This is a genomic window from Marinospirillum celere (genome assembly GCF_900112235.1).
Classification (GTDB): Bacteria; Pseudomonadota; Gammaproteobacteria; order Pseudomonadales; family Halomonadaceae; genus Marinospirillum; species Marinospirillum celere.
The window spans coordinates 64,196-84,662 of sequence record NZ_FOLH01000003.1; the positions used below are offsets into that span (position 1 = coordinate 64,196).

Annotated in this window: 19 protein-coding genes; 11 read left to right on the forward strand and 8 right to left on the reverse strand. The window is 51.4% G+C overall.

All coding sequences use genetic code 11. The features are described from left to right. Positions 1 to 155: 155 nt before the first annotated feature. Positions 156 to 914: a sulfite exporter TauE/SafE family protein gene (locus BM185_RS07390; RefSeq protein WP_091961502.1), complete on the reverse strand. Its 759-nt coding sequence runs from the start codon at positions 912 to 914 to the stop codon at positions 156 to 158. Between the two features lie 74 nt (positions 915 to 988). On the opposite strand from BM185_RS07390, the gene BM185_RS07395 reads away from it, so the two are divergent. Next, positions 989 to 1,633 (forward strand): MBL fold metallo-hydrolase, encoded by a 645-nt coding sequence (locus tag BM185_RS07395; protein ID WP_091961505.1) that lies wholly within the window; start codon positions 989 to 991, stop codon positions 1,631 to 1,633. Here BM185_RS07395 and BM185_RS07400 read toward each other — a convergent pair. Further along, positions 1,630 to 1,974: a 4a-hydroxytetrahydrobiopterin dehydratase gene (locus BM185_RS07400; RefSeq protein WP_091961508.1), complete on the reverse strand. Its 345-nt coding sequence runs from the start codon at positions 1,972 to 1,974 to the stop codon at positions 1,630 to 1,632. The genes BM185_RS07395 and BM185_RS07400 overlap by 4 nt on opposite strands. Before the next feature lie 107 nt (positions 1,975 to 2,081). On the opposite strand from BM185_RS07400, the gene BM185_RS07405 reads away from it, so the two are divergent. From BM185_RS07405 to BM185_RS07435, 7 genes are all read left to right on the forward strand, one after another. Next, complete coding sequence (locus BM185_RS07405) at positions 2,082 to 3,197, forward strand: WD40/YVTN/BNR-like repeat-containing protein (RefSeq protein WP_091961511.1); 1,116 nt, start codon at positions 2,082 to 2,084, stop codon at positions 3,195 to 3,197. A 12-nt stretch (positions 3,198 to 3,209) separates the two neighbouring features. Continuing rightward, on the forward strand, positions 3,210 to 5,549 hold the full coding sequence (locus BM185_RS07410; RefSeq protein ID WP_091961514.1) for an efflux RND transporter permease subunit: 2,340 nt from the start codon (positions 3,210 to 3,212) through the stop codon (positions 5,547 to 5,549). A gap of 167 nt (positions 5,550 to 5,716) precedes the next feature. Next, positions 5,717 to 7,786, forward strand: a complete 2,070-nt coding sequence (locus tag BM185_RS07415; RefSeq protein ID WP_091961517.1) for an NHL repeat-containing protein — start codon at positions 5,717 to 5,719, stop codon at positions 7,784 to 7,786. 2 nt (positions 7,787 to 7,788) lie between these two features. Beyond that, complete coding sequence (locus BM185_RS07420; protein ID WP_091961520.1) at positions 7,789 to 8,046, forward strand: hypothetical protein; 258 nt, start codon at positions 7,789 to 7,791, stop codon at positions 8,044 to 8,046. Between the two features lie 50 nt (positions 8,047 to 8,096). After that, on the forward strand, positions 8,097 to 9,719 hold the full coding sequence (locus tag BM185_RS07425; RefSeq protein ID WP_218149415.1) for a methyl-accepting chemotaxis protein: 1,623 nt from the start codon (positions 8,097 to 8,099) through the stop codon (positions 9,717 to 9,719). Between the two features lie 31 nt (positions 9,720 to 9,750). Beyond that, positions 9,751 to 10,452: a crotonase/enoyl-CoA hydratase family protein gene (locus BM185_RS07430; protein WP_091961527.1), complete on the forward strand. Its 702-nt coding sequence runs from the start codon at positions 9,751 to 9,753 to the stop codon at positions 10,450 to 10,452. A gap of 252 nt (positions 10,453 to 10,704) precedes the next feature. Then, positions 10,705 to 11,610 carry a homocysteine S-methyltransferase family protein gene (locus tag BM185_RS07435; protein WP_245751728.1) on the forward strand — a complete coding sequence of 302 codons (906 nt, stop codon included), beginning with the start codon at positions 10,705 to 10,707 and terminating at the stop codon, positions 11,608 to 11,610. A 4-nt stretch (positions 11,611 to 11,614) separates the two neighbouring features. Here BM185_RS07435 and BM185_RS07440 read toward each other — a convergent pair whose 3' ends face one another. Together BM185_RS07440 and BM185_RS07445 are read right to left on the reverse strand one after the other, a co-directional pair. After that, positions 11,615 to 12,154, reverse strand: coding sequence for an NUDIX domain-containing protein (locus BM185_RS07440; RefSeq protein WP_091961530.1), 540 nt, complete (start codon positions 12,152 to 12,154; stop codon positions 11,615 to 11,617). A gap of 168 nt (positions 12,155 to 12,322) precedes the next feature. Next, complete coding sequence (locus BM185_RS07445) at positions 12,323 to 13,252, reverse strand: LysR family transcriptional regulator (protein WP_245751729.1); 930 nt, start codon at positions 13,250 to 13,252, stop codon at positions 12,323 to 12,325. 124 nt (positions 13,253 to 13,376) lie between these two features. On the opposite strand from BM185_RS07445, the gene BM185_RS07450 reads away from it, so the two are divergent. Continuing rightward, positions 13,377 to 14,372, forward strand: a complete 996-nt coding sequence (locus tag BM185_RS07450) for an NADP-dependent oxidoreductase (protein ID WP_091961533.1) — start codon at positions 13,377 to 13,379, stop codon at positions 14,370 to 14,372. A 177-nt stretch (positions 14,373 to 14,549) separates the two neighbouring features. Here the strand turns inward: BM185_RS07450 and BM185_RS07455 are convergent, their stop codons facing one another. Next, on the reverse strand, positions 14,550 to 14,885 hold the full coding sequence (locus tag BM185_RS07455; protein WP_091961536.1) for an Mpo1-like protein: 336 nt from the start codon (positions 14,883 to 14,885) through the stop codon (positions 14,550 to 14,552). Positions 14,886 to 15,144: 259 nt separating this feature from the next. Here BM185_RS07455 and murI point away from each other — a divergent pair, with 259 nt between their 5' ends. Then, positions 15,145 to 16,026: a glutamate racemase gene (gene murI / locus BM185_RS07460; RefSeq protein WP_245751730.1), complete on the forward strand. Its 882-nt coding sequence runs from the start codon at positions 15,145 to 15,147 to the stop codon at positions 16,024 to 16,026. A gap of 31 nt (positions 16,027 to 16,057) precedes the next feature. Beyond that, positions 16,058 to 17,200 carry a tRNA (uridine(54)-C5)-methyltransferase TrmA gene (gene trmA, locus BM185_RS07465; RefSeq protein WP_091961539.1) on the forward strand — a complete coding sequence of 381 codons (1,143 nt, stop codon included), beginning with the start codon at positions 16,058 to 16,060 and terminating at the stop codon, positions 17,198 to 17,200. Here trmA and BM185_RS07470 read toward each other — a convergent pair. From BM185_RS07470 to norR, 3 genes are read right to left on the reverse strand one after another with little or no spacing between them, the layout of a single operon-like run. Further along, entirely contained in the window at positions 17,197 to 18,426 is a 1,230-nt protein-coding gene (locus tag BM185_RS07470; protein WP_091961544.1) for an FAD-dependent oxidoreductase, read from the reverse strand. The genes trmA and BM185_RS07470 overlap by 4 nt on opposite strands. Positions 18,427 to 18,484: 58 nt before the next feature. Beyond that, positions 18,485 to 18,913 carry a secondary thiamine-phosphate synthase enzyme YjbQ gene (locus BM185_RS07475; protein WP_091961547.1) on the reverse strand — a complete coding sequence of 143 codons (429 nt, stop codon included), beginning with the start codon at positions 18,911 to 18,913 and terminating at the stop codon, positions 18,485 to 18,487. Between the two features lie 12 nt (positions 18,914 to 18,925). Continuing rightward, on the reverse strand, positions 18,926 to 20,458 hold the full coding sequence (gene norR, locus BM185_RS07480; RefSeq protein ID WP_091961549.1) for a nitric oxide reductase transcriptional regulator NorR: 1,533 nt from the start codon (positions 20,456 to 20,458) through the stop codon (positions 18,926 to 18,928). Between the last annotated feature and the right edge of the window lie 9 nt (positions 20,459 to 20,467).

The following is a 20,467-nucleotide window of genomic DNA, read 5'->3' on the forward strand; positions in this document are numbered from 1 at the left end:
AACACTTCAGGCCTACTAAGTGACAAGCGCAGTCAGGTATTAAATGCTCAGGCTGTCTGCAACAGGAAGTTGCAGTCAGAGCTTACAGGGACGTATTTACGCGTCCTGAGCATTAATACCTGACACCAGCGCTTATAACCCCTTCAGGCTCAGCATCAAACCAGCGCCTGCCAAATCAAACGCAAAGCTAATAAAGTCAGCAGGATATTGAACCAGCGCCCAAAGTTATCGTTACTTTGGCGGGCCAGGAGTTTTAGCCCCACCCAGGTGCCCAAAGCGCCAGCCAGGATCATCAGCAACAAGAGCCCCAGCCAGTCTACAAATACAAAACCCGCTGCACCAAAGACCACGGCTTTGGGCAGGTGCTGAACACTCATCAAGGCTGCAAAATTAGCCACTATTCGAAAACGATCGCCTTGATGCTGTTGTTTGACGAAGGCTGCAACCAGTGGGCCTGTTGCTCCCACAAACATACTGATAAACGTGGTAATGCCAGCAGCTACAAAGCTCCCCAAACGGCCCAAAGCGAGGGGAGGCACCTTGGGACCCCAGCAGAGAAAAAGAATAAAGCCGGCAATACAGAGTTGCAGCAGCTGCGTTGGTAGTTGTACCAGGAAAAGGCTGGCCAGCCAGGCTCCCAAAACAGCGCCAGGGGTAAAAGCAGCCAGGAGTTTCCAATCCAGGTGTCGCCAGGTCATAAGTGCACGATTGGCATTAGAGCCCAGCTGTACCATGCCATGCAGGGGAATAATGGCAGCCGGTGGAACCGCCAAAGCCATGATGGCGAGTAGAAGCACACCCCCACCCACGCCCAGCGCAGCGGTGACTGCGGAAGTTGCTCCTGCTGCCAAAATAAGCAGCCAAGAAGTCAGGTGGGTGAGTTGTTCTGGAAAGATATTGGTTAACAGGCTCATGATCTCTTCACTGTGCTCTTGACTGTCGCATGTTATCCTTTGCCACTATAAAGAGCCAATCAGTGGAGTTCTTCATGCTGAAGTACGAAATCATTCCTGTTACACCCTTTGCACAAAATGCTACTTTGGTTTGGTGCGATCAAACGCAAGAAGCCGCCATTATAGATGCCGGTGGTGAAGTTGATCGTCTGCTGGAGGCTGTTGAAAAACATGGTCTCAAGCTCACCAAGCTATTACTCACTCACGGTCATATTGATCATGCTGGGGGTGTGACTGATCTGAAAGCCAGAACAGGCGTGCCCATTATCGGCCCGCAAAAAGAAGATCAGTTTTGGTTGGATGGTCTGGGTGAGCAAAGCCGGATGTTTGCTTTCCCTGAAGCCAAGCCCGTGACTCCAGACCAGTGGTTGGAAGACGGTGATCGTGTCAGCCTGGGTCAATCAGAATTTCAGGTCCTGCACTGCCCTGGCCATACGCCCGGTCATGTTGTCTTTTTTGATGAAGAAAACCAGATTGCCCAGGTAGGCGATGTGATTTTTGCCGGTTCTATTGGTCGGACTGACTTTCCCAAGAGTGACCACCAAGCCTTGATCACTGCCATTAAAGAAAAGCTTTTGCCTTTGGGTGATGAAGTGCGCTTTATCCCCGGCCACGGCCCCATGTCCAATTTTGGCGAGGAAAAGCGCAGCAACCCCTTTGTTAGCGGCCGCTTTGGTTAGTAAACACCATCACAACGGGCTGCCAGGATGAAGTCATTCCTGTGCAGTCCTTTGATTTTATGTGTCCACCAATGAACGGTCACTTTTCCCCATTCCGTCAATATCTGAGGGTGATGGTTGGCATCTTCGGCCAGCTCTCCAATCTTGACGGTAAAGTCCAGGGCTGCAGAAAAGTCGGGGAAAGTGTAGACCCGTTCCAGGCGCTTCACTCCATCAATTTCTACCAGGGACCAAGCAGGCAAGCGTTTCAATTGCTCTTGCAGCGCTTGCCCTTCAATCTTGGGTGCATCAGCGCGGCAGGCTTCGCAGGCCAGATCTGCCAAAGAATTTTCTGCATTCATCGTGCACCTCCCAATAACAACAATTTTTAAACGAGCGTTTGTCTGAACGCCCGGTTTAGTGCTAGAGTTAGTCACTAGCTTCAGCACTATAATAAAGGAGCAACTCCATGTGGCTGACCCATCGATTTTCACTAACCAGTTTAGTCGCTTTTTTCCTGTCTGGGGTTTTGATTGCTTCAAATACCCAGGCCAGTGACACCTTACTTCGCCCAGCACTCATGTCTGACAAGGTTACTCAGTCCTTGTTATTGGACATTACCTCAGCGGGTGATCGCCTCGTTGCTGTCGGGGAAAGAGGTCATATTATTTTTCGAGATCCTGATCAGCAATGGCAACAGGCCCAGGTGCCGGTGATTGCCCATCTAACGGCCGTGGACTTTCCAACTCCACAGCTAGGCTTTGCTGTAGGCCATGAGGGGATCATTTTGCGCTCTGAAGATGCGGGTGAAAGCTGGGAATTGGTCCATCATGAGTTAGTAGTCGGTCCAAGACGCGCTCAAGAAAAGATTCCTGATGCTGAAGCTGCTTTGGAAGAAGCCGAAGAAGTCGGTGATCTGATGGATATTGAAATGCTGGAAATGGAGCTGGATGACCTTTATTTTCTGGCTGAAGCCGATGAAGTTCCCCCTTTGCTGGATATCCACTTCATCTCATCTGAACAGGGGTTTGCACTGGGTGGCTATAATCTTTTTCTGGTAACAGAAGATGGTGGCGAGACCTGGACTTCCCGCAAAGAAGCCCTGCCCAATCCTGAAGAACTCCACAACAATGCCATCGCCAGAGATGCCACAGGACGCTTATTTATTGCCGGTGAGCGAGGCAGCATCTACCGCTCCGAAGACCAAGGGTTAAGCTGGGAAGATATTTCTCCTGGTTATCAGGGCTCTTTGTTTAGCATTTTTGCAACCCGAGATGGCCTGTTGGTGACCACCGGCCTGCGCGGCAATATTTTTATTAGTCGCGATGGTGGCGAAACCTGGATGCAGCCGGATAACCAAGCCGAACAGACCCTGAATGGTGGCCTGCTGATGGAGGATGGTCAGTTATTGATTATCGGCCAGAATGGTGAGTACCTAATTGGTAATAGCGATCGTTTGGTTCACCAAACCCTGCCAGGTCGTTTTTCTCTGCAAGCCGTTGCCAGTCAGCAAGGTGAAATCTTTGCTGTAGGTCGGGGTGGCGTGCATCGACTGCCTTTACTTTTGCCAGCTGCCAGCCGTTAAAGGAAGCCTTTCATGAACAAGAACACTAGCCTCAACAAACCCAATTCTCAGGCTCCCTGGATTGAAAATTTGTTTTTCAATTTTCGTCCACTATGGTTGATTTTCTTCCTGATTATGACCGTTTTTCTTGGCTCCCAGGCGATCAAGGTTCAGCCTGAAGCCAGTTTTGAAAAGCTCATTCCCTTATCCCACCCCTATATTGAAAACTTTATGGAGCGGCAGGACGATCTTCAGGGGCTGGGCAATGCGGTACGTATTGTGGTCAGCGTCAAGGATGAGGACGAAGACATCTTTACCGCCGATTATATGCAGCGCCTGCAGAAGGTTTATGATGAAGTCCGCTTCCTGCCCGGTGTCGACCAGGCCGCTGTTCGCTCTCTCTGGGACCCAGCCGTACGCTGGACTCAGGTTACTGAAGAGGGTTTTGAAGGTGGAACTGTTATTCCAGATACCTACGACGGCTCTCCTGCCAGCCTGGAGGTTCTGCGTGAAAATGTTCTCAAGTCCGGTCAGGTCGGTATTCTTATTGCCAACAACTTTCGCTCAACCATAGTCCTGGCTCCTCTGGTTGAACAGGTTGATGGGGAGCCCCTTGATTACCAAGCCTTTTCTCATGCCCTGGAAGATATTCGTGAGCAGTTCAGTGATGAGAACTTTGATATCAAAATCATCGGTTTTGCCAAACTGGTTGGTGATTTGATTGATGGCGCCACCCAGGTTGCTTTCTTCTTCTTGGTTGCGCTGGCAATCACTTTTGTTCTCTTGTTTCTTTATTCACGTTGCTTTAAAAGTTCGATTATTCCCCTGGCTTGCTCAGTCGTTGCGGTTATTTGGCAGCTAGGTCTGTTAAAACTCATGGGTTATGGCCTGGATCCCTATTCCATGCTGGTGCCCTTCCTCGTTTTTGCCATAGCTGTTTCTCATGGCGTGCAGGTCATCAATGCCACAGCCATAGAAGCTTCCCACGGCCATGACCGCATTACCGCAGCCCGCTTGGCTTTCCGCAGCCTCTATGTGGCCGGGATTCTGGCTCTGGTTTCAGATGCCATAGGCTTTACCACCCTCTTGTTCATTGATATCCAGGTCATTCAGGAACTGGCCATTGCTGCTGCACTGGGTGTTGCAGTGATCATTCTGACCAATCTGATTCTGTTGCCCCTGGTAATGTCCTATCTGGGTGTGGGCAAAACCAGCGTCATCCGTGCTGAGCGCAAACGTCAGGAAGTTTCTCCTGTCTGGCACAAGCTGTCCTTTTTCACCCATGCCAAAGTAGCGCCCTGGTCACTCCTGGCTGCGGTACTGCTGGGTGTTGCCGGGATAATAGGAAGCGCTAACCTACAGATCGGTGACCTGGATGAAGGGGCACCTGAGCTGCGCCCAGATTCCCGCTACAACCTGGATAATGCCTATGTGACCCGCAACTATGCGACCAGTGCCGATGTCCTGGTAGTCATGGTGGAAACCCCCGAACAGGGCTGTGTTGCCTATGAAGCTTTGGAAGCAGTAGACCGTCTGGAATGGCAAATGCGTAATCTTGATGGCGTTCAGGGCAGTATGTCCCCGGCCTATGTCACCAAACGGGTTATTGCAGGTTTCAATGAAGGCAACCTGAAGTGGGAAGCCCTGTCACGCAACCAGTTCATTCTCAACCAGGCGATGAGCAATCTGCCTGCTGGCATGGTTAACAACCGCTGTGACCTGCTACCCGTGATTCTCTATCTGGAAGATCACAAGGCCGATACTCTGGTCAGGGTGACGCGTGAAGTGGAAGCCTTTGCTGCTGAAAACAACTCCGAGCATGCTCAGTTCCTGCTGGCAGCCGGTAGCGCCGGTATCGAAGCGGCCACCAATGAAGAAATTGCCCGTGCGCAAACCTTCATGCTGATCTTTGTTTACGCTGTAGTAGCTTCCCTGGTGTTGATTACCTTCCGCTCCTGGCGAGCCGTAGTGTGTATTGTTGCTCCCTTGGCTCTGACCTCCATTCTCTGTCAGGCACTGATGGCGCAATTGGGTATCGGGGTCAAGGTAGCAACCCTGCCGGTTATCGCTCTGGGGGTCGGTATTGGTGTCGACTATGGTATCTACATCTACTCACGCTTGCGCCAGTACCTGCGTGAAGGTGAAAACCTTCAGGATGCCTACTACCACACCCTGAGATCCACGGGTAAAGCGGTTAGTTTCACTGGCTTGACGCTGGCCATCGGTGTCGGCACCTGGGTCTTCTCACCCATCAAGTTCCAGGCGGATATGGGTATCCTGCTCACCTTCATGTTCCTCTGGAATATGGTCGGTGCCCTGTGGTTGCTGCCCGCCTTTGCTCGCTACCTGCTTAAGGACCCCAGCAAAGCTTAAGATGTTACTGCAGCAGGGCCTGATATAAGCCCTGCTGCAGTGCAACAAACCTTTGCCTTTGGTACTTTTTTGTTAATATGTGATCTGCTGCCATCAATTATTAATCTCTAGGGTATATGCTTGCCTCTGATGCTTTAAGTTAAATTGATACTCATCAGGAGAGACAAGTGATTTCATATCTAACCCATTTAGGAAAAACACTTGCCCCTCTACCGCCTCTTCCCGCGCCTGCCCAAGGCCAGCTTTCTCTCAATACCCCTGTAGGCTCCTGTGTTGACCACTTCAAGCATGTTTGGCTAGCCGATACCGCACATAACCGCCTACTGATTTTTGACCGCGAGCTGGAACAGCTGCTAGCCAGTTATGGCGAGCTGGGAAACCGGCCCGGTGAATTCAACATGCCCTTTCGGTTGCTGGCCCACCCTGAAAAGCCCTGGATTTATGTCACTGACATGGCCAACAAGCGTATTCAACTTCTTGAATACACCAACAATCTTCAAATCCGGCTGATCAAAACCTTTGGTGATGACTTCCCACTTCCGCTTACCGGACCTAATGGAATTGTTTACCACCAAGGCAAGCTGTGTATTGCTGATGAGTTTTATGAGGGTACTGATGGTGAAAGCCGCCTGGTTATTTGTACTGATGAAGGCCAGCATCTAAATGACATCCACCAAATTCACTACCCACAAGCCGATAAAGACCCTGTTCAGTTACTTTGGCCACAAGGCTTAACCCTGGATGATCAAGGCAACATCTATATTGCCAATACCGGCTTTAACACCCTGGTGCGCTGTGATTGGCAAGGCCAAGCGGTCCCCTTTCCTGAAAACAACAAGACCTATATTGAAGGTCTGGAGTTAACCCGGGATGTCGCTTGCATTCAATCCCGCCTGCTCATTCCCGGCGGCGAAGCCAATGCCATAGCCATCTATGACCTTCAGGGTAAAAAGCAAGGACGCCTACGCGGTTTCTTTGCTCCTATCCAAATCACCGAAGCACCAGACCCTGACTGCCTGTTGATTACCGAACCGCTGCTGGCCAGCTTCCAGCTTCATCAAATCGACCTGCATAGCCTGGAGGGAGATGCCAGCCGCTTTACACGTGTCCTAACCAGCGTGGGCGATGACCGTGACCAACCCGGTCAATTCCACTTTGTAGCCTCAGCGGCAGGCGGTCTGGATTACCAAACCACTTCTGAAACTAGCCACTACCAGCCACCTTTCAAAACCTGGTTGGATAAAAAACAGGAAAACTTTGAAAGCCTGACCAGTGGCTGGCCAACACCTGCTTTACGTTCCTGGCTTTATCTGACTTTAAACTGGCAAAACGAATGGATTAGCCGCTGGCAAGATAGCTGGTGGCGCTTACTGCTGGGCCAAGGCATTGAGAACCCCAAGGATCGACTCTGGATCGTGGACTCTGGCAATTATCAGCTGCAAACGACTAATCAGCCCATCCCAGACAGTATTCGACCCACCAGCCGTCCTCTTTTACCCGGCTCCCTGGGCATCGTCTCGCTCAAAACCAAACGCCGCTTGGCTGGGCAGCTGGCTCCTGAAGTTCCCCTATTAGTTGTATGTAACTATCTGACCAGCTTGGTTACTATCTATCAATATCATCCGGTTTTTGACGATTTGGTCCCCTATCGGGTGTTTGGGTCCAAGGGTTCTCTGCCTTGGCAATTGGATAGACCCCAAGGCTTAGCCATAGATCCAACCAATCAGGATATACTGATAGCCGACTCTGGCAATAACCGAATTGCCCGCTGGCGTTTAACTCTGAGTGGCATTGCTGGTCTGGTGGAAGTGTTTGGTCAACCCGGTGATGGTGATGGCGAGTTTCATACCCCTTCAGACCTGTGCGTGGACCCTGAAGGCCAGTGTTATGTAACTGACCAATTCAACCATCGTATTCAAGTGTTTGATCACCAGGGCAAATGGATTCGAAGCTTTGGCGAAGCGGGCTATGCAACAGAGGGAGACCGCTTCTTACTGCCTACCAGTATTGCCTATGAACAAAGACACTTGATTATCTCTGACCTAGTCAATCGCGCTATCAAGATCTTCACCTGCGCTGGTGAGTTTGTTGATAGCTTCAGCGGCTTTGGAGCTGACCCAAACAAAGGGCAACTTTGGATGCCTTATTTGATTCAAGTCAAGAACAACAAGGTATATTTGCCTGATTGTGCACTCAACCGTATCAACATTTACCAATTGAACTTTGGATCTTCCTGACCATGAACACTTTCAAAAAAGCTGCTCAAAAGCGATTAAAACAACAGGGCGGCTCACTGAAGAAACAGAGCACAAGCACTGCAACCCCTGAAGCGGTTTCAGAAGATGCACTGATTCAACTCAGCCAGATGATAGAGGAACTGGAACAACAGAGCCTGACACCCGAATACAGAACACGGCTGTTGCAAAAACTGGAAGCCCTACAAGCTTATCAGCGTCAGGTCTTTCACGGGCAGCTGCCACCCGGACCCTATAATTAAAAAAATTAAATGATAACTTCAAAACTTAAGGTACTAGCATGAAGGGCAACATGAATAACATCTCCATTGCTGCAAGGGCATGGATCATTTTGGGGCTATTTGCTTTAGGACTTCTGGCTAACACGCTTCTGGATGCGTGGAAAGCCCGCGACCACCTTCGCAGCAGTTATGGGCAGGGTGTCGTGTTTATGGTTGAAAGTGCAGTCAACCTGATCGACCACTACTACCAACTCAGTGAACAGGGTGAACTCACTGAGGCCGAAGCCAAAGAGCGCGCTTTGGCAGCCGTATCTGCCCTGCGCTTTGACAATGGCAACTATATCTTCGTCGGCGACAAAGAAGGTATCTCCATAGCCAATGCGGTTACTGCCCTACTCGGCAAAGATATTACCGGCCTACAAGACCCCACCGGCCACTATTTCGTACAAAGCCTTTATGATGCAGCCAAAGATGGCGGTGGTTTTGTGGACTACCAATGGCCCAACGCTGATGATGACAGCCAGCTTGACCCCAAAACCAGCTACGCTGACTTGTTTGCACCCTGGGAGTGGACTCTGGGAACAGGCCTGAATATGGAAGCCTTGCAGGAAGATATTGCTGCTTCCGAACTCCAGTCCATGATCACCGCCTTAATCATTTTGCTGATCCTCTCGATACTGGTGGCCTTCTTTATCCGCAGCATCACTCAGCCCCTAAATCAAACCGTTGCCGCCATGAAAAGCCTTTCTCGTGGCGAAGGCGACCTGACCCAGCGCATGAAAGAAGAAGGCAGCCGTGAGCTGATTGCTCTGGCCCGCCACTTTAATACCTTCATAGGCTCCATCCAGGAAATCATGCAAAGTGTCGCAGACACTGCCCACCAGCTAGCAACAGCTTCTCGCCAACAACGTGCATCTGTCGAGTCCATGGATCAAAGTCTTTCCACCCAAAAGGCTTCTGCAGAAGAATTAGCCAGTGCCATGATGCAGATTCTGGCCAGTGTTGAAGAGGTCACTAGCCGCACGCTACAAGCCAGTGAATCCACTGCCCAGGCAGGTGACGAATCCGAAACCAGTCAGCAAATCATCAACCGTAACATTGATGAAGCCCGCCAATTGGCTCAAAGTATGAATCAGGCCGGAAAAGTCATTAACAAGCTGGCTGATGACAGCCGCAATGTTGATACCGTACTGGAAGTGATTCGCGGCATAGCCGAACAAACCAACCTCTTAGCCCTGAACGCCGCCATAGAAGCAGCACGTGCCGGTGAAGCAGGCCGTGGCTTTGCAGTGGTTGCTGATGAAGTACGTACCCTCTCGCAACGCACCCAGGACTCCACCAGCCAGATTCAATCCATTGTAGAACAACTGCAGGAAGTTGCTGGCCAGGCTGTGAACCTCATGCAAACCGGCGTTAACAAGGCAGAAGCTGCTGCCGACACCTCCACCTCAGCCGGTCATGCCCTGGAAAACATCCTACGTGAAATTCAGTCGATTCAGGCCATGAATGAGCAGATAGCTTCTGCTTCAGAAGAGCAAAGCAGTGCTGTAGAAAGCATCAACCAACAGGTTGTTCAGCTTAGTGACCTATCCACAAACGTAGCTACTGAATCCAGTCAAATGGCATCATCCAGCCAGGAACTGACACAGATATCACAAAACCTTCTGGATAAAGTGGGTCGTTTTAAAGTTTAATTTATCTCAGGCCAACTACATAGAGTTTATAATGACAGGAAACAACAACATGCTGGTGAGCTATCAACTAGAGGAAGGCATTGCCACCCTGACCATCACAAACGGCAAGGTGAATGCCCTCAGCCATGAGGTTTTCGCTGAACTGAACGCGGCCCTAGATCAAGCTGAAAAAGATAAGGCCATTGTCATTCTTGCCGGACAAGCGGGTATTTTTTCCGGTGGTTTTGATCTCAAGGAAATGCAAAAAAGTCCCCAGGCTGCCATTGACCTCGTTGCCGTTGGTTCTCGACTGACACGACGTTTGGCCGCCTTCCCCTATCCAGTTATTGCTGCCTGCGAAGGCCACGCTATAGCTAAGGGTGCCTTTATATTGCTGTCCTCAGATTACCGTATTGGTGCCACCGGTGCTTTTCGGATTGGCTTAAATGAAGTGGCTATCGGTATGACCATGCACCATGCAGGCATCGAAATGGCTCGTCATCGCCTCGCCACGCCCTACTTCAACCGTTGCGTTATGAACGCTGAGCTTTTTTCACCTGAAGAAGCCTGCCAAGCCGGCTTTCTGGATGAAGTGCAAGCACCAGACTCCGTGATGTCACGAGCAAAAGAAGTAGCTAAAAACATGCAGCAACTCAACCTTAAAGCCTTTGCTAACACCAAAGTCAAAGCAAGGGCCAGCTACCTTGCGCAACTAGATGCTGGCATTGAAAAAGACCTGCAGCACTTAATGTAACCAGCTAAGCGAGTTCAAAGAATCCAAGGTTACCTCTAGCCTAAAATCAAAAATCCTGTTTTACTCGCAGGACAAACTACTAAAATCACTGGACTCGCTTATGCCATCAACGACCCCAACAACTGCTGCGACGCCACCCAACCGCTTGCCGTGCCGTGGTTGTCTGCCAACCTGCAGTAGCTATGCAACCTGTAACGGTATGCCTTGGCGCCATAATGATGCAAACAAACAAATAGATAAGGTTTAACGTCTGTGTCACAACCAACCCGCAAGCCTCTGCTTTTAGATGGCGGCATGGGCCAAGAGCTAAGAAAACGAAGCAGCCGCCCAGCCACCCCGCTTTGGTCAGCTCAAGTTCTACTGGATGAGCCGCATCTCGTTGTTGAAGCGCATTGTGATTTCATCGCAGCCGGGGCAGAAGTAATCAAGCTCAATAACTACAGCGTTACCCCACTTCGCTTAGCACGAGATGGTAACCCTGAGCTTTTTGAACACCTCCATAGCCTTGCCTTGGCGGCAGCCCATCAGGCCCGCGAACAGATGGGCAAAGAGGTTAAAATTGCTGGCTGTCTGCCACCGCTAGTGGCTAGCTATCATTCTGACAGCGTGCCTGATGATGCGACCTGCGCTGCTGACTACCAGCGACTGGTGGAACAGCAAAGTGCTGGCGTTGATCTGTTTATTATTGAAACCATGTCCTTAATTCGTGAAGCCAAAGCAGCCACCCGGGCAGCGGTTGCGAGCAAGCTTCCTGTTTGGGTTGCCTTTACCGTTGATGACACGGATGGAACCCGCCTTCGTTCTGGCGAAAAACTGCTTGCCGCAGCAAAGGAAGTGCTTGAGTTAGGTGCTGAGTGTCTACTGGTTAACTGCTCATCTCCGGAAGGAGTCACTAGGGCTATGCGAGAGCTTAGCCAACTGGAAGTGCCCTTCGGTGGCTATGCCAACGGCTTTACTTCCGTTGCACCCTTAAAGCCAGGTGGCACAGTCGATCAACTAGCAGCACGCACCGACCTCAACCCGAAAGCCTATGCCGACTACGCTAAGCAATGGATCGAACAGGGAGCCAGTATCATCGGGGGCTGCTGTGAAGTTGGCCCTTTGCATATCGCTGAATTAAAGCAACAGCTAGTGAATCAAGGTAAAGCGACTAATTGAGAACTTAGTTCTCGTTTTGCTCTACGGGAATCAACTCTTTGGAGATTCTTTCCAGCATAAAGGTTTCGCGCTGAATCGACTGCCCCATGGTTTTTTCCTTACGCGCCATAACCTGGCGATTATGCTTTACGGCATCAGAAATTGGAACCCAGAGTGGCCTCATGCCATTGGCAACTTCATAGCCTTCCATGCGGGTAGCAGCTAACTTGGGCGCAACGTCACAGGTAAAAAAATGCGAGGTCATGTGCATCAGGTCAAATTCAGGCTTGTAGTGCGGGCGATATTCTTCGATAAAGCCATAATGCTCCTTGATCTGAATATCCCGCGCGCCCGTCTCTTCCTCCAACTCACGTTTCAAAGCCAGGGTGATATCTTCATCCTGATCCACCCCACCACCGGGCAGGCTGAAGTCGTTATAGCGCTCGGTGAACAGCAGCAGAATCTCATCCTCGCGCAGAACGATACCCCTGGCTGCATGACGTCTTAATGTACGCCCTTCGCGGCTGGTTAATTCTGGGTGGATAAGTTGCTTGAGCAGTTTCATGGCGGCATCCGGCAATCAGGTCAAAAAGAGCCGCAATTCTACCGGTGCCTCGCCTTCTTTGCACGGATTGATGAATCTGCACTTTACGAGCAGGAGCAACAGCGCCTTACAAATATTCCCGTGACGATCACAGCAAGATCAATTTACAGAAGATGAGAAAATTCAGCCTTAAACCGACAACCGGGGCACTTCAGCCACCAGAAAATCCACTGCAGCCCTTATTTTTGGCACCTGATAACGCACCTGCTGATACAGCAGATAAATGGCCAAACCGGGTTGCGTGGTGACCTGCAAGCCAGGAGAAACCACCACAGGCACCAACTCACCCGTTTCTAGATAAGGCTTCAAAACCCAGGTGGGCAACATCAAAATACCTTCGCCTAAAAGCGCACGCTTCAGTAGCCAATGTCCGGCATTGGAGGTCGCCACACTGGGAGCCGATACATCCTGCCAACGGCCCTCTAACTCACAAATCCAGCGGGTCGGCCCTTGAGGCGTACGAAAATACAGCCCCTTGTGATTTTTCAATTCCAGTGGGTGGCCTGGACTGCCATATTCGGCTAAATAGGCAGGCGCAGCCACCGCAATAAAATCATTATCCATCAGCTTGATAGCAACCACCCGAGCATCAGGCGCATAGCCACCGCGAATCGCAATATCCACGTCATCCCGATCCAGCACACTCAGCTCATCACTGAGCGTAATATCCAGCTGAACTTGGGGATAACGCTGATTAAAACGATCCATCAGGGGCAGCAGAATCTGTTCACCAAACCCTACAGTGGCACTCATTCGCAAGCGGCCCATGGGTTCGGTTTGATACAAGCGCACGGCTTCATCCGTTGCATCCAGCTGCGCCAGCACCTCAGTGACATCCCGATAATACCGCTGACCGATTTCAGTCAACTTCACCACGCGGGTTGATCGGGTCAAGAGCGTCGCTTCAAGAGAAGCTTCCAGGTCAGCTACCCGCCGTGACAAGGAAGAGGGAGGCACCCGAAAGTGTTTTGCTGCCTGTGAAAAGCTTTTCGTCTCAGCAACCTTCACAAAGTATTTGATGGCTCTTAACTGATCCATAACCTCAAAACCACTCGTCATTATTGTCTTAAAAGCAATAGATATTCGCTTAATCAGGGGTTTTTATCAATTTTTATATCGCAATAATAGACTTAGGGCACACCCACTTGCCTCCCTAACATCAACCTCAACAGGAGCCACCTTCATGAAGCACTACACCGCCATCAATCTAATCAAACGTCCAACCGATAGCCTTGGGCCTGAACTCTTTGAAGTCGTCGAAAAACCGGTTCCTGACCTGAGCGAAGGTGAATTTCTGGTTCGCCAAACCCATATGTCACTCGACCCCGCCATGCTGGGGTGGATGTCACCCGATACTGAAAGCTATATCCCCCGAGTCGAACTGGGTAGCGTTATGCGCTCTTCTGGGCTGGGTGAAGTCATCGAATCTAACCACCCTGAATACGCTGAGGGTGATCGGGTAATGGGTATGTTTGGCTGGCAGGAAATGGCCGTTTGCACCGGCGAAGGCATCAATAAGGTGGACGCATCCCTTCCCCCAGAAATGCTGCTATCCATTTTTGCACTACCCGGTTTAACCGCCACCCAAGGGCTCTACTCCATAGGCAAACCCCAAGCGGGCGAAACGATCGTGGTATCCGGTGCAGCTGGCTCAGTTGGCTCCATCGTCGGGCAACTGGCCAAGGCAGACGGCCTGAATGTGATTGGCGTTGTGGGTAGCGATGCCAAAGCCGACTGGATCATTAACGAACTAGGCTTTGATGGCGCTGTGAATTACAAAACCGACGACCTAGGTGCCAAACTGAATGAACTGGCTCCCAAAGGCATTGATGTATATTTTGAAAATACCGGCGGCCCGATACAGCACCGAGTCTTTGAACGCATGAATGCCCATGGACGCATCGTCGTCTGCGGCATGATTGCCGACTACACCGCCAGCGAACCCAGCCCTGGCCCCAACTGGATGAACATCATTAGAAAACGCCTACACATTCAGGGTTTCACCATGCCAGACCACCTGGACAAAACACCCGAACTTCTGGCAAAGCTCACCCCCTATGTACAACAGGGGAAAATCAAATACCGCTCCCACACTCTGAAAGGACTGGAATCCGCCATGACCGGACTCAACCTGTTTTTTACCGGTGAAAACCAAGGAAAACTGATTGTGGAGTTGTAGTAATCAGTGAAAGACTAACAGTGGCCTGACCACTGTTTTTTAAGAGTTAGGCACGCAGCAGGTTGATAGTCCATGCCTAAAAGACCACCACTTTGATTATCATCCTGCTGGCGTGCCTCAATAGGCTGAGTTGCTTGGCTTACACCCGCAACAACAGATAAATGAGGATCAATGGGTTCAGAAGCGCAGCCGACCTGTCAGCACATCTTTTAGCATCACAAAGTCACCAGCAAAGCTATACAAAGGGTAAGTAAAGGTCGCAGGCCGGTTGTGCTCAAAGAAAAAATGCCCAACCCAGGCAAAGGCATAGCCGATAATGAGCACTGTAGGCAACCAAAGCCACAGCCCCTGAACCACTAGAGTGATAGCTGCCAATAAACTTAAACTAGTTCCCACCACATGGAGACGTCGACAGGTGCGATTGGAGTGCTGCTCCAAGTAAAACGGATAAAACTCTGCAAAAGATTGGTAACGCTCTCCCTGAGGCTGCTTGTTCTCATTGTCATTCTGCATAGATGTATTCTCCTCTCCTACTAATTGAATCCTTAGAGTGCCAGCCTTTCCAGCGCTAGTGTAACCCTGGCAAGAGCAAGCACAGCAATCGGCATCCCTTTTCGGTTTGAGTTGTTACACAGCAGTAAGTTGGAAACCTCTGTGTAAACACAAAGCACGCCTGCCGTGCAGAGAACAATTGTTTGCTGACCTCCATTTGCTGTCAGTCCACTTACAGGCGTAAAATGCACGTTTGTTTCTTCTGCCTTCAGGACTTATTTTGACCGCTGCCGTCTGCCCTACATCACAAGTTTTGCCTGGCCCGATTCTGGTATTTGATTCGGGCGTCGGTGGTTTGTCGATTGTGGAAGCCTTGCGTGAGCGAATGCCGGATCTACCGCTGACTTATGCCTGTGATAATGCCGCCTTTCCTTATGGCCTCAAATCGGATGCCTGGTTGTTGGAAAGAGTGCCCGAAGTGGTCGCGCGTTTGATTGAACAGGTGCAGCCTTGCTTGTTGGTGGTCGCCTGTAATACCGCCAGTACGGTGGTTTTGCCTGCCTTGCGTGAACGCTTTCAGTTGCCCGTGGTGGGTGTGGTGCCTGCGATCAAGCCAGCAGGGTTAATGACGCGCTCTGGGCATATCGGTTTGCTAGCCACTCAGGGCACGATTCAGCGCCCCTATACGCAGCGCTTGATTGAAACCTTTGCCGGTGATTGTCAGGTGACGCGGGTAGGCAGTAACCGTCTGGTTGAATTGGCTGAGGAAGCCATGGCTGGTCGTGAAGTACCCGATGCCACCCTGCTGGAGATCTTGCAGCCGTTTCTGGAAGAGCCACGCCTGGACACCATGATTCTGGGCTGCACGCATTTTCCTCTGTTGCAAAAGCAGTTAGCCCGAGTCGCTGAAGAAGCCGGTGCCCAGCATTGGCAGTGGGTGGATTCCGGCGCGGCCATTGCTCGGCGGGTACTGCATTTACTGGCCGAAGCCGGTTATCACGACCCCTGTTGTTCAGATACCTTTGCCCGCAGTTGCTGGCTAACGGCACCGTTAGAGCCCAGCAGTCAACTGCCCCTGGCTTTACGCACTTTTGGCTTCAATCAACTTCAGCAGTTATCCCTGTCGCAAGCTAGGCCTCAGACAGCAACCCTAGACCACTAAACCTTCCATTCCAGAGAGTTTTTCTACAATTATGGCTTCCACCCTGCCCCAGGTGACCCCCGAACTTTATCCTCAGTTACTCGATGCCAAGGCTCAACGCCTCAAAGCGCTTTTTCAGGCCTTCAATCCACCTGAGCTGGAAGTCTTTGCTTCGCCACCCAGTCATTACCGGATGCGTACTGAGTTTCGGGTTTGGCATGAAGGTGAGGATCTTTTCTACATCATGTTTGAGGTGGGCGAAGACCCGAAAAAGGATCGTCGTCAGGTGCGCATGGATAACTACCCGGTGGCCAGTGAAGCCATTAATGACTTGATGCCCAAGCTGCTGGATGCCATTCGTGATCGCCCACTGCTCAGGCGCAAGCTGTTTCAGGTGGAATTTCTTGGCAGCCTGTCCGGGGAAATGCTGATCTCGATGATCTATCACCGCAAGCTGGACGAAGAATGGGAAGTGGCCGCTCGCCAACTTCAGGATGAATTGGGGGTGATGCTGATTGGTCGTGCGCGCAAGCAGAAGATCGTACTGGAACGGGATTATGTGCTGGAAAAGCTACAGGTCGGTGAGCGCCAGCTAACTTACAAGCAGGTGGAAGGCAGCTTCACCCAGCCCAATGCCCGTGTCTGTGAACAGATGCTGGCCTGGGCACGCGATGTCAGTGCACCTTTAGAAGCGCCTGTAGGAGCGCAGTCCCTGCGCGATCAACACCTGCGCGATCTGGTGGAGCTTTATTGCGGCAACGGCAACTTTACCCTGGCGCTGGCGGAGAACTTTCGCAAGCTCTTGGGTACGGAAATCAGCCGCACTTCCGTGGCTGCTGGCCAGTACAATATTGAAGCCAATGGCATTGATAATGTCCGCATTGAGCGGATGTCTGCCGAGGATTTTTCTGCTGGCCTGCAAGACCCGGAATCCAAGGCTGCGGTTAAATTCAACCTGGCCGAGTATGACTTTTCCACCGTGCTGGTTGACCCGCCGCGTGCCGGACTGGATGCCGCCACCCTGGAGCAGGTCAGCCGTTATGAGCGGATTATTTATATTTCCTGCAACCCTGAAACCCTGGCCGAAAACCTGGAAACCCTGAGCAAAACCCACTCAATCCAGCGTTTTGCCTTCTTCGACCAATTCCCCTACACCGACCATGCCGAAGCCGGGGTTTATTTGGTAAAGCGTTAGTCCAGTAGCTTGACGACGGCTTCGGCTGAGGCCACAGCGGATTCCAGCAGGGGCACGCCTTCACTGGCCCAGGAGCCGCAGAAAAAGACTTTACGACCTGGTTGCTGGTGCCAGGCATTCAGCTGACGATAGACCTGAGCCATGCCGGTGTGAACAACGGCTCTTTGTAGCGGAATACAGGCCAGAGTATCATCGGCGCGGGGTTCGTAGAGCGGATTCCAGGTCTGGAAGATGGGTGGCTTGCCTTCCAGGGTGGGTTCCACGGCATTAACCCAAACGGTAAACATGGGCTTGCGCAGTTGTTCGTCCATTTGGAAGTTTAATGCCGTCCAGTCATCACGCCTGGCCGGCATGAAGCGTTCATCACGATGAATCCAAAGCTCGCCGGAATCATAACGCACCCGATCCAGCAACCGGCGTTCCAGGGCAAATTGCTGCTCGTCCAGAAAATCCAGTTGATTGGTTTGCAGCGCCAGGATAACCCGGTCGAAGAGTCCGCCTTCACCGCGTTCATTTTCAACACGCACCTGATCCTCTTCATAGCAGACGCGCTTAATAGGGCTGCCGGAATAAAGGGGCAAACCTTCGGCCAAGCCCTGAACCAGTGCGGAAGTACCGCCCTTCAGCCGACACAGGGAGCCATTATGAAGAATACCATCCAGAAGCTGTAAAAGCTGACCAGCAGGCCAGGCGAGCAGATGCCTTTCTTCACAGGTACAAATGGTGGTCAGAATCGGTAGTATCAAACCGCGCCAGAACAGCGAGTCCAGTTGCTGGCGATCAAGCAGCTCTTCCAAAGTCTGGCCTTCAGCACCTCCATCCAGCCGGTTTGTCAGCTGTTTGAGTTTTTTCAGACCCAGCGCCAAGCGCAGGCTTTTAATATTTAAATAGCGCCAGGAACCGGCAAAGGGCACTTCCGTACCCGGAAAAGGGCCACTGCGAAACCAGGTTTGCTGACTCACCCAACTACAAGACAACCAGGTCGGACTGCGAAAACTCCCCACTCCTACCTCTTCGGCCAATTGCAATACACTCGGCCAAGCCTCTGGACTCATCACCCTTAAGGGTGCATCCACGCGCCCTCCGTCGACTTCCAGCATATGTGCATCCATTCCATAACCCTGCCAAGCTTCAAATAGCGTCACCTGATGCCCTAGCTGGCGACTACGATAAGCAGCGGCTAAACCCGCCATACCACTACCAATGACGGCAACCGATAACGACATGGTTTCTCCTTAATCAATAAAACACCTATTCATCCTAGCAGGCTGCTAGATGAGAGGCTTAGTTTTCCCCCTGCAAAGTAGCAACCACTCGGCGGCTGCCACCCTGGTTGCGGTGCTCACAGAGGTAGACCCCTTGCCAGGTGCCTAGGTTCAAGTGTCCATCGGTGATGGGCAGGGTCAGTGAGGGGCCAAGCAGGCTGGTTTTGAAGTGGGCAGGTAGGTCGTCGCTGCCTTCGTAGGTGTGTTCATAACCTGGCTGGTTTTCCGGCACCAGGCGGTTGAAGAAGACTTCAAAGTCGCGCCTGACGGCGGGATCGGCATTTTCATTGACGGTTAGAGAAGCTGAAGTGTGTTGAATAAACAGATGCAGCAAACCGCAGCGGACTTGTTGAATTTCCGGTAATTGGGCCAGCACTTCATCCGTAATCAGGTGAAAGCCGCGTTTCCTGGGTTGAAGTTGCAGCGTTGTTTGTGTCCAGTAAGACATGCCTACCCCCATTTATTTCAAATTCAATCTTTTTGCCAGTTTATGTAGGTTGCTGGAATCCACATCCAGTAGGCGCGCAGCTTTTGACCAGGAGCCTTGCGTGGTTTCCAGGGCTTGTTGAATTGCCTGGCGCTGGCAGAGTTCAACCTGTTGCTTTAAAGGCAGCAAAGAAGGACTCCCTGCCTGTTGTTGTTCTGTTGGTTCTGACGCTGGGCTAGGTTCTATATCCAGGTCAAGTTCTTTAGGCTCCAGGGTAATCCAGCCATTGCCAGTGGAGTTCTGACGCGCCAGAGTTTTCAGGGCGGCCCGGCTGATCACATGCTCCAGTTCGCGAACATTACCCGGCCAGGGATACTGCAGCAGGGCTTTTTCTGCCGCTGAGGAAAGCCGTAGGCAGCGCAACCCCAAACGTCGGGCATTGAGTTCCAGAAAGTGTCCAGCCAGAAGCAGAATATCTTCTGGCCTTTCGCGTAGCGGTGGCAGGGGCACTGGATAAACCGACAGACGGTGATAAAGGTCAGCACGAAAATCACCGTTTCTGACCCCTTCCTGTAAATTACGATTGGTGGCCGCCAGGATGCGCACATCCACCTGACGCGTGGCATCCGAACCCAGACGCTGGATTTCACCACTTTGCAGAACACGCAGCAATTTGGCTTGAATGCTTAGTGGCAACTCTCCCACTTCATCCAGCAACAGGGTGCCACCATTAGCCGCTTCAAACTTGCCTGGCCTGTCTTGGTTGGCACCGGAAAAAGCACCCTTGCTATGCCCAAAGAGTTCGCTTTCTGCCAGAGATTCCGGCAACGCAGCGCAGTTAATATGTACCAGCGGTTTTTGCGCACGTTGCGAATGCTGGTGAACAAAGCGGGCAAAAAGTTCTTTACCGACCCCGGTTTCACCCAGCAGCAAGAGCGGCAAATCAGATTGAGCAACAACATCTAATTCCTGTAAAAGCCTTGTCACTAGCGGACTTTGGGCAATAATCTCAGAGCTGCCAGAAGAGGCGGAAGCCATAAAAATATCTTTCTGGCGTGACAGGCCACGCAAGCTCGTACGCTCCTGTTCCAGCTGAGTCATACGAATCAGCGCTTCAACCAACAGAGTGAGGTATTGCAGTTTTTCTTTAGCCGTTGCGTCAAAGGTGCCTGCATTCAACGAGTCCAGAGTGAGGAGGCCCCAAAGCTGACCATCCAAATAAAGACTCGTGCCCATACAGTCATGCACAGGCAAAGGCTGGCCTTCCAGAGAATCCAATAAACCATCATAGGGGTCTGGCAAGGGTGTCTGGGGTTCGAACAATAAAGGATCACGTTGTTCAAGAATGGCTGCCAGACGCGGATGCTGACTGATTTTAAAGCGCCGGCCCAAGGCTTCCTTGACCAGCCCTTCCACAGCAAGAGGCCTTAACTGGTCCTCTTCTTTTTTTAGCAGGGCAACAGCACCACACTGAAATTCTTCTTTTAGGTTACGAAGCAAGCGCTGAAAGCGAATGGCCTGAGGCAGATTTGTTGTCAAATCAGCTAGCAGTAACGAACTCAGCATGGTTCTGGC